12 protein-coding genes, 1 tRNA gene, 1 pseudogene and 1 riboswitch are annotated in these 12,926 nt (G+C 33.2%); of the genes and pseudogenes, 5 read left to right on the forward strand and 9 right to left on the reverse strand.

The features are described from left to right. Positions 1–8 precede the first annotated feature (8 nt). Complete coding sequence (locus LAU42_RS11620) at positions 9–878, reverse strand: cell division FtsX domain-containing protein (protein WP_224183685.1); 870 nt, start codon at positions 876–878, stop codon at positions 9–11. Between the two features lie 228 nt (positions 879–1,106). Further along, positions 1,107–1,199: transfer RNA gene (locus LAU42_RS11625), tRNA-Ser, on the reverse strand. Between the two features lie 441 nt (positions 1,200–1,640). Here LAU42_RS11625 and spn point away from each other — a divergent pair. From spn to LAU42_RS11640, 3 genes and pseudogenes are all read left to right on the forward strand, one after another. Beyond that, entirely contained in the window at positions 1,641–1,934 is a 294-nt protein-coding gene (gene spn / locus LAU42_RS11630; RefSeq protein WP_224183686.1) for an SPIN family peroxidase inhibitor, read from the forward strand. A 63-nt stretch (positions 1,935–1,997) separates the two neighbouring features. Further along, on the forward strand, positions 1,998–2,177 hold the full coding sequence (locus LAU42_RS11635) for a hypothetical protein (protein ID WP_224183687.1): 180 nt from the start codon (positions 1,998–2,000) through the stop codon (positions 2,175–2,177). Positions 2,178–2,434: 257 nt separating this feature from the next. Continuing rightward, positions 2,435–2,701: pseudogene (locus LAU42_RS11640) on the forward strand (transposase); the annotation flags it as partial. 411 nt (positions 2,702–3,112) lie between these two features. On the opposite strand, the gene LAU42_RS11645 reads toward LAU42_RS11640, so the two are convergent. The 3 genes from LAU42_RS11645 to LAU42_RS11655 form a co-directional block, all read right to left on the reverse strand. Beyond that, positions 3,113–4,609, reverse strand: coding sequence for an RNA/DNA-binding domain-containing protein (locus tag LAU42_RS11645; RefSeq protein ID WP_224183688.1), 1,497 nt, complete (start codon positions 4,607–4,609; stop codon positions 3,113–3,115). Positions 4,610–5,297: 688 nt separating this feature from the next. After that, on the reverse strand, positions 5,298–5,639 hold the full coding sequence (locus LAU42_RS11650) for a sigma factor-like helix-turn-helix DNA-binding protein (RefSeq protein WP_224183689.1): 342 nt from the start codon (positions 5,637–5,639) through the stop codon (positions 5,298–5,300). Further along, positions 5,636–5,851, reverse strand: a complete 216-nt coding sequence (locus tag LAU42_RS11655) for a hypothetical protein (RefSeq protein WP_224183690.1) — start codon at positions 5,849–5,851, stop codon at positions 5,636–5,638. Before LAU42_RS11655 ends, LAU42_RS11650 begins: the two co-directional genes overlap by 4 nt. A gap of 10 nt (positions 5,852–5,861) precedes the next feature. On the opposite strand from LAU42_RS11655, the gene LAU42_RS11660 reads away from it, so the two are divergent. Then, positions 5,862–6,308 carry an Abi family protein gene (locus LAU42_RS11660; RefSeq protein WP_224184815.1) on the forward strand — a complete coding sequence of 149 codons (447 nt, stop codon included), beginning with the start codon at positions 5,862–5,864 and terminating at the stop codon, positions 6,306–6,308. A gap of 188 nt (positions 6,309–6,496) precedes the next feature. Here the strand turns inward: LAU42_RS11660 and guaA are convergent, their stop codons facing one another. From guaA to xpt, 4 genes are all read right to left on the reverse strand, one after another. Further along, positions 6,497–8,038 carry a glutamine-hydrolyzing GMP synthase gene (guaA, locus tag LAU42_RS11665; protein WP_224183691.1) on the reverse strand — a complete coding sequence of 514 codons (1,542 nt, stop codon included), beginning with the start codon at positions 8,036–8,038 and terminating at the stop codon, positions 6,497–6,499. 62 nt (positions 8,039–8,100) lie between these two features. Beyond that, entirely contained in the window at positions 8,101–9,570 is a 1,470-nt protein-coding gene (guaB, locus tag LAU42_RS11670; protein ID WP_224183692.1) for an IMP dehydrogenase, read from the reverse strand. 45 nt (positions 9,571–9,615) lie between these two features. Then, the gene (locus tag LAU42_RS11675) at positions 9,616–10,884 is read right to left on the reverse strand and encodes a nucleobase:cation symporter-2 family protein (RefSeq protein ID WP_224183693.1); all 1,269 of its coding nucleotides are present in this window, start codon (positions 10,882–10,884) and stop codon (positions 9,616–9,618) included. Then, positions 10,884–11,468 carry a xanthine phosphoribosyltransferase gene (xpt, locus tag LAU42_RS11680; protein WP_224183694.1) on the reverse strand — a complete coding sequence of 195 codons (585 nt, stop codon included), beginning with the start codon at positions 11,466–11,468 and terminating at the stop codon, positions 10,884–10,886. The genes LAU42_RS11675 and xpt overlap by 1 nt, the downstream gene beginning before the upstream one ends. A 66-nt stretch (positions 11,469–11,534) precedes the next feature. Then, a riboswitch (purine riboswitch) is annotated at positions 11,535–11,636 on the reverse strand. Positions 11,637–11,944: 308 nt separating this feature from the next. Between xpt and LAU42_RS11685 the strand changes: the two genes are divergently transcribed. Next, complete coding sequence (locus tag LAU42_RS11685; protein WP_224183695.1) at positions 11,945–12,919, forward strand: DUF2382 domain-containing protein; 975 nt, start codon at positions 11,945–11,947, stop codon at positions 12,917–12,919. Positions 12,920–12,926 lie beyond the last annotated feature (7 nt).

Raw genomic sequence — 12,926 nt, forward strand, 5'->3', positions numbered from 1 at the left:
CATGTCATTTAGAAAATTGAATAAAATGAACTTAACACTGAATTCCCGATTTTTTCGGCAAAAATTCCGAATGAAATCAATAGTAACACAGCATATATAACAACGATTAAGAATGATGGTACCTTACTTTTATATAGCGACGAATACTTTCCAAAGAAATATACCGGAGAGAATAAAATTAATATCGTGCCTAAAGTTAGTATAATCATCCCGAACCCATACGATCCAATAACGATTAATAACATCGCAAATACGATTACACAAACGCTATAAGTATTAACAACTACAAAATCAGAGAATGATTTCGCAAATGTAAGCGATGGATTAATTAAAAATTTAGAAAGTAAGAATTTAAAAGTAAAAACTAATGCAACTATCACAAAACCACTAATTACAAATGTCATTGCTACGTCACTTTTAGAAGCCCCTAACATCGAAACGTCGTCAGGTGTTGCTATTGATAATAATATCCCGATAATAACAAGACCTGCAGCTACTAATATCCCATTTAGTGCTAGAGAGAAGAAGTGATTATTTGCAATTTCATCATCATGTGCACTGAATGCTTGTCGAAAGAATCCTTTCCCTTCATTCACAAGTGCTTTTGATTGTTCATTCACTTGTTCTTTATTAATAATTGGAGCTGATTGTTGCTGATATTGTTGTGCAGGAGGCACTTGCTGCATTTGTTGTTGTGACTCCGGTGTTGATTGAGTATTATGTATAACTTGTTCTTTTTTAGGTTCATATGTCTTATTTTCATTTTGCGGTGCAGCATTTCCTTGCATCTCGGCACGTTGCACTCTAAGATCATTTCCACATTCTCCGCAAAATAAATCTTCACTACCTACAACACTGTTACATTTGTTACATTTCATAATTATTACCTCCAAATAAATATTTTCATTTCAATTATAGAATAAAAATATACTGTATTCTATGTAATAATTGAAAAATTATAACAAATTAAATAATTATCAACAATTTTAATATGTTAGTTTGTTATTTTATACATTATTTACAAATCATCTATGGTGAACAAAAAAAAGAGCTAGGCAAAAGCCTAGCTCTTTTCAATATATAAAGGTTTTTTAATGTCAAAATAATGGCGGAGGAAGAGGGATTCGAACCCCCGCGAGCCGTTAAGCCCCTGTCGGTTTTCAAGACCGATCCCTTCAGCCGGACTTGGGTATTCCTCCAAATAAGACAATATCAATCTTATTATAAATAACGTTTACTGTCAATAAAATATCTTAATATTTTTGTAGAAATTTTACACTTGAAATCTAGAGTAACAAATTAAAAAGAGGCTCAAATAGCCTCTAAAAATTACTCTTCTGAACTCATATCTGTCGCAACTTCTGTTACTGCCTCTGCACATAAATACGTTCCAACGGCAATAGCCGATGCTCCAACAATTTTCATCAAGTTGTTCATTTCAATCACTCCTCAAAAAATCTATCGATTGGCTGAAATTACTTTTACTTATCAAACAGTTTTATAAACTGTAAAGTTACTTTACCCTTAAACCTTTACTTTAAACATCTGTACTCATTAACTATCTCTTATCCTTTATAAAACCTCGTTCACATTTGATAATCTGCTATATTTTTGTACTAATATAAAAGGAGTGAAAGACAATGAAATTTAAATCCATCGCTATCGTAGCCCTCACAGCTGGAACACTATCGATTAACGAAGCACATGCAAGTACAATACATCAAAACGGTATTGCTCTACACGATGACTCTAAGTTACTTGAACACGAACTTACTTATGCAGACGTACTCGTTAACCAAAAAACTGATACAGCAACTAAAAATGTATTAAAAAAATATTTTGCGAACTTAGGGCTTTACAGCATCTCAGACATTGTTAAAAAAGCTAAAATGGACGACCTTAATGTTACTAAATATGAGAAGTTCATTAAATAATATATACCCTCGCCATTGACGAGGGTATTCTTTGATATAATATAGTTATATAGGAGGTGCAATATGGAAATATTATTATTCGGACTGATGATATTTGTCGTATGTATGGCCGCAAGTTATATAACTGCTTTATTAATCAATCGTTTTTCAAAAAACGAATATCGCTTTAACTTTAAATTTGCATTCTTTAATGCCCTTTTTTTTACAATCGCATATATTTTAATTATGTCTCTTACTAAGTAAATCAATTAATTGTCTCTTTTAAACATCATTGTATCCATGTTTAAAAGAGATTTTTATTTTAAAAAATTATGTCCTGTCTGATACAAACCTTTCAGAATATATTTTTTAATTCCCACTATTTCTTATTTGTATTATAAATTTAGATTCTCTCATTAAATATTCTCAATGCTCTAATTATGAATCGTCTACACTTAATTGGACAAATTCTATGAGAATAGATATTGTTAACTTAAGAAAGTAGGCGATTCAAGACGAATGCTTATGTAAATAAGTTGAAAGAAAATAAAATGTTTCAAAGTATGTCCCGTAAAGGTAACTGTCTGGATAACTCTCCGATGGAAAGCTTTGTCGGTATCTTGAAACAAGAAGTATTCTACGGTAAGGTTTATGAAAATTATGAACAGCTTGAAGAAACAATTAACGATTATATATGGTATTACAACAATAAACGAATTAAATCGAAACTAGAATGGTTAAGCCCTGTAGGGTTCAGAGAGAAGTGTGTAAATTTAAAAATTGCATAAAAAAGAGGAATGGATTTCTCCATTCCTAAAAAGTCTAACTTTCGGGGGTAACTTCATAACCATTGCGGTTAAATGGTTTCTTATTTTTACGCTTCTATTCCCACTCAATCGACAACAAGAAAAATAGAAAAATCATATAGTTTCAAAACCTTATATATCAACGGTTTGAAGCGGTCATATTTTATATTGTGTTTCCTGGTGTTGCCCATTGCATTATAAATCTGCCCATTTTTTGTACCTTGTCCACATTAAGAAAAGGAATGTAGTAAAAAAGTATTTTTATTTAAAATAGGTATACAACTTTAATTAGAAAATAAGGCTTTAATACCTTTTAATTTCATTTTAACAGTGCCGCTACTTTTATCAAAAGTTGGCTACTTTTTGGCTATTTATAATTTACATCTCTTGTTTTTATCTATTTTTATCTACTATATAATTTTGCATATTTCTAATATCATGTTCTAAACTCGCTATCAATTCACTTCCATCTCTTTGTAGTCCATATTTAGTAGATCTGCTATCTCCATATTTTTCTACTATATTTTTTTCCATTAAAATTTTTATTCTCGTTTTTGCTATATATTCAGTTAGTCCTTCTAGTGCTTGTAATTCTTTCATTGTAGCAAATCCATTTTTTTCAATGTAACTAATTATTATTTTTTCTTCCTCGCTTAAATCTGTATAACTATCAATCAAATCTATCTTCCAAATCTTTAAGATTGTTTTTCCTTCATTACTTTGTATTTCAGGAATACGAAATTTATTCTGAGTAGCTACTTGAAATATTTTCATCCCACCAGACCCGGCTCTTTCGCTGTATCCGGCTTTTCTAAATAACGTAACTATCGTCGTATTTCTTGCTTTTGTTTCTCCACCTCGAGCGAACTCTTCTTTTGTCACTAACATTTCTCCAGGGTTACTAAATACATAATGGTTTTTAAAGGCTTCTATTTTAATCGTTACATTATCTTCGTAGTCTGCATGAATTAATGCATTAGCTAACGCTTCTCTTAAAGAAATCTCTACATCCCTTTTCGCACTTTCTCTCCTTTTGGTATCTTCGTTTAATTGGAAGTTATCTAGTACGGTGTTAACTAACTTCTCTAAAACTATATTATAAAAATTGAATAAATTCATTTCTGAATTGTTTATTTCTCCAGATGAAACTCTGTCAATCCATCTAGTCTCTAAGGTTTCTTGTATTCTATTCCTATAATCTAAATGATAGTTAGGATACACTGATAATATAGACTCTTCTTTACCAAAGAACAATAAAGCTCCTTTTTTTAATTTATATTCTCCTGTAGTTCTATCCATACCTATCGCACCGTACTTTTTTAAAAATTCCCAGTTATCCATTTCCAAAATATTTAATTCTTCATTTCTGTCTTGAATTAATTCTTTATATTTCCTAATTGTTTTAACATCTAAATGCTCTAAATTAAAAAAATTAATTAACTCGGCGTCATTATTTGGATTAGCATCTCGTAGATATCTCCTAATTTCTTCTCCAGTCATACGTTGATCACTGTCATTCCTTCTAATATAAGAGTTACTTATATTACCTCTTATGTGTACTGGTTTACTATCAATAGGAGCTTCTGGGATATAAACTTCTATATATTCCATTTGCTCTTCTTTTAATATCTTTACGTTGTTTTGTTTTATATTGTTATAATTAGTATATTCACGATCATTCGCTTGCGTAGTCAAATCTTTTAATATTTTTTCTATATTTTTTACTCCAGTTACCTTTAGTCCTGTCTTTTCTTCACTAATACCTAAATAAACATATCCGCCTTTAGAATTCGAAAATGATGAATATGTCTCCCAAAATGACTTAGGAAGTCTATCCTCTGACTTTTTATATTCAACTTCAAACCCTTCTCGTTTTAGTTCTTTTTTCATTGAATTTACTCCTTTATTTTCTAGAGGTTTTCTAGAGGTTTTCTAGAGGTTTTTGATTATTCTTTAGATTAAACCCTTAGTTTCTCTAGAAATTTCCTAGAGACTTTCTAGAGGTTAACTAGAGATTGGTTAGTAGGCTCACTTACAAAAGGTCGTTGTTTCAGCATGGTGTGGACATAATTATTTAATACATTAATATGCACTTAAGCCAACAATCCAATCTTCTCAAACATTTCATAAACCTACTTACACAAGACTAAGTTTCTAAAAATTTCTTTTACCATTTTATTATTAAACATTGGCATACACTCCTTAAAGTCACTTAACGTTTTAACGGTGGTTAAAAGTAAAAGTTGAATCTTGTGTGAGCTGACTCGCTAGCTTAAAGACACATTATATTTATTATATTTCATTAATCAATTTATAACCATAAAAAACTACCCACCATATAGGTGGATAGTCAGCATAGCATTCAGATAGGTTAGTATTTGTTAGCAAATAGACGTTTTTGACAGGTTATTGACTCTAGTATTTTCTAGCAAATGGTAGGTCCCCCCTCACGTGTGAGAGATCTATATTTTTGGACAATCGATCCCATCACCGTTTCCAAAGTCTTTATATTTACCATCAATTTTTATGGTGGGGGTAGTGCATAGTAAAAAGTCCTACATTAAATGTATAGGCTTCATTATTGCTTACTTATAATTTTAATTATTACATCATCATATACTTGTCTTACACGTCCCCTGGATAAGCTAAACACCTTCCCTACTTCTTCTAGTGTTCTGCCTTCACTCATCAAGTAGAATATGTAAAATTCTTTGTCAGTTCCAACCGCTTCAGCTAAATATAATATTTCGTTCATATAAGCTATATCATCAATGTGTTCATTGATTGTATAGTGATCATCAATATTATTTGTAATAAAAAACGTATCTATATTATCATTTAATTCTAATGGTGTTGTTTCTATATTCAATTGACTGTAATACTTAATAAACGTTTTTATATCTTCTACTTTCTGCTTCATATAAGCCCCATAGAACGCTTGTACTTATTAATTAGCTTATTGCGTTCACGTTCTCTATTACGCTCTATACGTGCGTTATTTGATAGTATATAGAGTTCTTTACTTATCTTGTCTATCGTTTCATCTATCCTATACACGCCATTACTTTTCATAAATCCCATAACTTCCTGGCGTTGCTTCAATGGATAACCTTCTAACAATCTTTTTACCATTGATAATTTTATATCAGACGATTCATATCATCAAGAAGTACCTTTGTGGGTACTAGTAAACTACTTAACTATAGGTAATGTTTATCACTTTTATAAATCTTTGGATGATGATTTATCTAAGGATATAGCAGAGTTTTTCGCTGATCGTTACGTTAGAGAAAGAAGACATCATCTATCTTTATCTACAAAAGACCTGAGGACTTTTATCAACTTTATTAAAACATTTAGAAATGTTTGTGCCCATGAGGAAAGATTATATGATTTACAAATTGTGCCTCCCATTATTTCAAAATACATAAATGCTTATAATAGAGAAGCGAATATAAATGTAACAAATGACGAACTTTCTAAAGGCGATATGTTTTCACTTCTTTTTGTTTTGCGTTTTTATTTATGTAAAAAGACTATGATGATCTTATTAATCAAGTTGAGAATATACTTGATGAACATAGGTTAGATTTTACAGATAAAAGTTATAGGATGATTACTTCTAAGTTTGGCCTTCAAGATATAAAATTAAAAAAATTAAAGATTTAAGCTATAACCATAAAATGTCTTTCTCACACTTTGCCCATTTTTTAATTTTACAAACACAAAAACAACCCTCTAACCATTTCGGTTAAAGGGTTTATTATTTTTACGCTTCTATTCCCACTCAATCGTGCTTGGTGGCTTAGATGTAATATCATAGACAACGCGGTTAACGTGGTCTACTTCATTTACGATACGGCTTGATACTTTTTGAAGAACTTCCCAGTCAATACGGGCAAAGTCACTTGTCATACCGTCAATACTTGTAACAGCACGCACACCTACTGTATAGTCATACGTTCTGTAATCACCCATAACACCTACTGAACGAATATCAGGTAATACCGTGAAGTATTGCCAAATATCGCGCTCTAATCCCGCTTCAGCAATTACTTCTCTTAAAATCGCATCTGATTCACGTACGATTTCTAATTTCTCTTCAGTAATCTCTCCTAATACACGAATGCCAAGTCCAGGACCCGGGAATGGCTGACGCCATACTAAATGTTCAGGAATGCCTAATTCAATACCTAATGCACGTACTTCGTCTTTAAATAATGTATTCACAGGTTCGATTAATTCAAACTGCATGTCTTCAGGTAATCCACCAACGTTATGATGAGATTTAATTGTTTGTGCAGTCTTCGTACCTGATTCAATAATATCTGTATAAAGCGTACCTTGTGCTAAGAAATCAGCATCTTTTAATTTCGCTGCTTCTTCATCAAATAAGTAAACGAATTCATTACCAATAATTTTACGTTTTTGTTCTGGATCTGATACACCAGCTAATTTGCTCATGAAACGTTCTTTAGCGTCAACACGAATAATATTCATGTTGAAACCTTCACCAAACTGTTTCATAACCATGTCGCCTTCACCTTTACGAAGTAAACCATGATCTACGAAGATACATGTTAACTGATCACCAATTGCTTTGTGAATCAATACTGCAACAACCGATGAATCAACCCCACCGCTCATCGCACAAATAACTTTTCTATCTCCAACTTTTTCACGAATCTTCTCGATTTCGATTTCGATGAAGTTTTCCATTGTCCATTCGCCTGTACATTTACAGATTTCACGAATAAAGTTGCGTAATAAGTCATTTCCATACTCAGAATGACGCACTTCCGGGTGGAACTGAACACCGTAAAGATTACGTTCAGGGTTTTCGATTGCAGCATACTTACAGCTTGGAGAATGTGCAATTACGTTAAATCCTTCTGGTAAGTTAATTACTTTATCACTATGACTCATCCATACTGTCTGTTCTTCAGGCAGTTTCGTGAATAATGAATGTGTTTCCGCTTTAATGACTGCTTTACCGTATTCACGTTCATTTGCACGCTCTACAGAACCACCTAACAGTTTCGTCATTAACTGCATTCCGTAACAAATACCCATTACAGGAACGCCTAGATTAAAGATTTCCGGATCTACTGTGAATGAACCTTCTTCATATACTGAGTTTGGTCCACCAGAAAGAATAATTCCTTTTGGGTTCATCTTTTTAATTTCTTCAATTGAAATTTCATGATCGTGAAGTTCAGAGTAAACACCCATTTCACGAATACGACGCGTAATAAGCTGGTTATACTGACTTCCGAAGTCGAGAACGAGAATCAGTTCTTGTTCTAATGCCATTTCCATAGTTTGTTCTCCTTTTATATAAGTTGTTTTTATTATAAATGATTTCAGTTATAAAAATATAATTACATTGAATAGTTTGGTGATTCTTTCGTAATTTGAACGTCATGTGGATGACTTTCGATTAAGCCGGCACCTGTCATGCGAATAAACATTGCTTCTTCACGTAATGCTTCTAAGTCTTTAGAACCCGTATAACCCATTCCGCTTCTAAGACCACCCATTAACTGATACACGCTATCTTGTAATGCACCTTTATAAGCGATACGTCCTTCAATGCCTTCAGGAACAAACTTTTTCGCATCTTTGTCTTCCTGGAAGTAACGGTCTTTAGAACCTTTTTCCATTGCACCAAGCGATCCCATACCACGATATACTTTGTACTGACGTCCCTGGAAGATTTCAGTGTCGCCAGGAGATTCTGTCGTTCCTGCTAATAATGATCCTAACATTACTGCATGTCCACCGGCAGCTAATGCTTTCGCGATATCTCCAGAGAATTTAATACCACCATCTGCAATGATTGTTTTTCCGTGTTTCTTTGCTTCTGTCGCCGCATCGTAAATTGCAGTAATTTGAGGTACTCCGACACCTGCTACAACACGTGTCGTACAAATTGAACCTGGTCCAATACCCACTTTAACAACGTCTGCTCCTGCTTCAATTAATGCACGTGTCCCTTCAGCTGTAGCAACATTACCAGCGATTAATGTGACATCAGAGAAATGTTTTTTAAGTTCAGTAACCATTTCTAATACACCTTTAGAGTGCCCGTGTGCTGTATCGATAACTAATGCATCAGTTCCTGCTTCAACAAGTTTTGTTGCACGTGTAATCGTGTCTTTTGCAATACCTACTGCTGCTGCTACTAATAAACGTCCGTGCTCATCTTTTGCAGCATTAGGGAATTCAATGACTTTCTCGATATCTTTAATTGTGATTAATCCTTTTAAATGGCCAGTTTTATCAACAATCGGTAACTTTTCAATTTTATGTTTTTGTAATATTTTTTCAGCCTGTTCTAAAGTAGTTCCAACTGGTGCAGTAACAAGTTCTTCAGTTGTCATCACTTCAGAAATTTTAATTGAATAATCTTCAATAAAACGAAGGTCACGGTTCGTCAAGATACCTACAAGTTTCATTTCTTCTTCACTATTAACAATCGGCACACCTGAAATTCTATATTTACCCATTAAATGTTCTGCTGCAAATACTTGCTCATCAGGTGTTAAGTAAAATGGATTTGTAATGACACCATTTTCTGAACGCTTAACTTTTTGTACTTCATCTGCCTGCTGCTCGATGCTCATATTTTTATGAATAACACCTAAACCACCTTGACGTGCCATAGCAATCGCCATTTTTGCTTCAGTTACAGTATCCATACCTGCCGAAAGTACCGGAATCTTTAAGTTTAATCTTTCTGATAAAGATACGCTTAAATCTACCGTGTGTGGTAATACTTCTGAATGTCCCGGCACTAATAATACATCATCAAATGTTAGACCCTCTTTTTGAAACTTGTTTTCCCACATAATTGACTTTACCTCCACATGATTTATTAATCTTTAGTAGCTCTATTATTTCACATTTTTCGAGTTTTGTTTATCATTTAATCCATTAAAAAATAAATTAAGGATAATAGCGGTAAACGTACCGATAACAATCCCGTTTTGTGTCAACCATTCATAGTCGCTACCGAACTTACTAAATGCTTCTGGAACAGTTGTAATTCCTAATCCAATACCTACAGATACTGCAATAATCAACAAATTATCTTGTCTTGTAAAATCAATAGCACCAAGCATTTTTACACCATATGCCATGACCATACCAAACATTGCAATCATTGCACCTCCAAGTACAGATGTCGGGATGATTGTCGCAATTGCACCAAGTTTCGGAATCGATCCGCATAACAATAATAAACCGACCATCCCATACATTACTTTATTTGATTTCACACCTGATAATGAAACAAGTCCTACGTTTTGTGAATATGCTGTATATGGAAATGCATTGAAGATAGATCCTAATACAATTGCAATCCCTTCAGCACGGTAACCTTTAGATATATCTTTTCTATCTATTTTTGTTTTTGTAATCTCACTCAGTGCCGAATAAACACCTGTTGATTCGATCAAACTGACGATTCCTACTATAACAAACAATAAAATTGAACCTAACTCAAATTTAAATCCTGCAAATCTAAACGGTTTCGGTAATTCGAACCAGTTTGATTCATGCACTGCGCCTAAATTTACTAATCCAAAGAACGAAGCAATCATTGTACCGATCACTAAACCGAGTAATATCGCAATTGAACGAATAAATCCTGAAGATAATCTATGGATAACTAATATAATAATTAATGTGATTAAGCCTAATGATATATTAATCGGTGCTCCGTAATCCTTACTTCCTTGACCTCCTGCCAGGTTATTCATCGCAACTGGCATTAGTGTAATACCGATAATCGTAACAACACTACCTGTTACTACTGGCGGGAATATTTTTACTAAATATGAAAAGAACGGTGATATAAGGACGATAATAATACCTGAAGCAAAGAGAGATCCGTACAGTACATCTATACCGTGTTTTGAACCTACCATAATCATTGGAGTTACGGCAGTAAATGTACATCCAAGCACTACAGGTAAGCCAATTCCGATACCTTTATATACTTGTAGGAATGTAGCAACACCACACATAAAGATATCGACAGAAACTAAATATGCTGTTTCTTGTGCACTGAACCCTAATGCATGCCCGACGATAATTGGAACAATAATTGCTCCGGCATACATCGCAAGAAGATGTTGCAAACTTAACAGTAAATTTTTCATTAATGTTCGCCCTCTCCTACTAATGTAACTTTGCCATTATCAAGCGCAGCAATTTCGCACAGACTCGTTACATCTAAACCTGCATCAAGCAGACGCTGTTTACCCGGCTGAAAACTTTTCTCGACTACAATTCCAACACCAACACACGTTGCTCCTGCTTGTTGTACAAGATTATAAAGACCAAGTGCTGCCTCACCATTTGCTAAAAAGTCATCAATGATGACTACTCGATCATCTTCATTTAAGAATCGTTTTGACACGACAACGTGACTCGTCTTATTTTTCGTATAAGAATGAATATCTGTGTGATACACTTCTTCAGTCAATGTGCTCGGTACAGATTTTTTCGCAAAAAGACAAGGTACTTTAAACTTTAGTGCGGCCATTATAGCTGGTGCAATTCCAGATGCCTCAATCGTCAAAACTTTAGTGACACCCTCATTTTTATACTTGTCGTATATCGTTTCACCAACTTCATACATTAATTCAGGGTCAATTTGATGATTCAGAAACGAATCCACTTTCAAAATACCACCATCAATAACAACACCATCTTCTTTTACACGTTGCTGCAACTTTTCCACTTGTCTTCCTCCTATACTATACAAAAAAACTCATCTAAATCATTTAGATGAGTAATAAATAAAAAACCTCTTTATTTAATTACTCATAGTCGCATTATTTACGGTAATGCGGTAGAAACTCCAAAGCCATATTCTTTAATTTATATGAGTATAATTTGTATGTAATTTATATTAATGTTTTTGATAATAACAAAATCAGCTCGATTTAGCAATATCATTTTTGAAATAAGTCAGAATATTATATGAAAAATGTAATCCGATATTATCCTTAAACGATATGTTATCAATTTATTCTATTTTATTTTAAAAAATTAAACTGGTTTTCTTCTATATAACGCATGCATTTTGTCAAGTCTTTTTTTAATATTTTTTAATACTTTTTGTTTGAAACTATATGCACTGGGTATACATTTAGCATAGCAACAAAACAACGACATCATGAAAGTACATAAACCAAAATATTGGAGGTACGAATAATGAGACAAAGACATTTAGAATCATTTTCAAATGAAGAGACGTTATTAAGAAGAATTGATCAATTAAAATCTGAAGGGATTTCTGAGCATGATATTCATGTTGTTTCAAAACATAAATTAGAAGGCTCAGCTTTAGATTACACAGATGTACAATACAAAAATGCAGAAGGTTCATTTGGTGATAAAGTGGCGGCATTCTTCACTGGTGAAGACCCACAACACCGCGTATTTGATAAATTGAACTTAACAGATAGCGAAAAAGTAGAATATGAAAATGCTGTTGAAAGTGGCCAAATCTTATTATATGTAGATAACGAGTCATACTATGATAGCGTTCCAAACAATAAAGAAGATGACCGTACTGGTCTTGGCTATGCAGCAAGTGCTACTGCAGATAGCGATGCAGATTATGCGAGTAAACATCGTAACAACAATTTACAAAATGGAGAGGAAGTAGTAGATATGAACAACTATAATTATGATGAATATAGTAAATTAAGCCGTGAAGAACGTTTAAACTTATTAGATGAAGACATTCGTAACCGTGATGATTTAGGTGAAGATGAAAAAATCCAATTACATGAAGAGCGTTTACGTGTAAACAAAGATTCAGTTCAATCTGGAGAAGTTACAATCGATAAAAATGTTGTAACTGAGCGTCAGGAATTTGACGTACCTGTATCACACGACGAAGTAACAATTGAGCGTCGTAAAGTAAGTGACCAAGTTGTATCTGATGATCACTTTGATAATAACTTAGAAGATGAAACAATCCGTGTACCATTAACAGAAGAACGTGTTAATATCGAAAAAGATAATGTTGTTTCAGAAGAATTATTAATCAAGAAAAATCGTGTAACTGAAACTGAACACGTATCTGAAGATGTACGTAAAGAAGAAGTTGAAATTGACGATTCAAACGCACACCTAAAAGACCGTAGCTTTAATAACGACGACTTAACTGACCGTCGCTAATTTAGCA

Source organism: Macrococcus armenti, from assembly GCF_020097135.1.
GTDB classification, from domain to species: domain Bacteria; phylum Bacillota; class Bacilli; order Staphylococcales; family Staphylococcaceae; genus Macrococcoides; species Macrococcoides armenti.

What these genes read in the sequence shown, in the direction of transcription:
- LAU42_RS11685 (WP_224183695.1), top strand. Translation starts at nt 11,945, where the DNA reads ATGAGACAAAGACATTTAGAATCATTTTCAAATGAAGAGACGTTATTA.
- LAU42_RS11675 (WP_224183693.1), bottom strand. Translation starts at nt 10,884, where the DNA reads ATGAAAAATTTACTGTTAAGTTTGCAACATCTTCTTGCGATGTATGCC.
- LAU42_RS11655 (WP_224183690.1), bottom strand. Translation starts at nt 5,851, where the DNA reads ATGGTAAAAAGATTGTTAGAAGGTTATCCATTGAAGCAACGCCAGGAA.
- LAU42_RS11635 (WP_224183687.1), top strand. Translation starts at nt 1,998, where the DNA reads ATGGAAATATTATTATTCGGACTGATGATATTTGTCGTATGTATGGCC.
- LAU42_RS11650 (WP_224183689.1), bottom strand. Translation starts at nt 5,639, where the DNA reads ATGAAGCAGAAAGTAGAAGATATAAAAACGTTTATTAAGTATTACAGT.
- LAU42_RS11620 (WP_224183685.1), bottom strand. Translation starts at nt 878, where the DNA reads ATGAAATGTAACAAATGTAACAGTGTTGTAGGTAGTGAAGATTTATTT.
- spn (WP_224183686.1), top strand. Translation starts at nt 1,641, where the DNA reads ATGAAATTTAAATCCATCGCTATCGTAGCCCTCACAGCTGGAACACTA.
- LAU42_RS11645 (WP_224183688.1), bottom strand. Translation starts at nt 4,609, where the DNA reads ATGAAAAAAGAACTAAAACGAGAAGGGTTTGAAGTTGAATATAAAAAG.
- guaB (WP_224183692.1), bottom strand. Translation starts at nt 9,570, where the DNA reads ATGTGGGAAAACAAGTTTCAAAAAGAGGGTCTAACATTTGATGATGTA.
- guaA (WP_224183691.1), bottom strand. Translation starts at nt 8,038, where the DNA reads ATGGAAATGGCATTAGAACAAGAACTGATTCTCGTTCTCGACTTCGGA.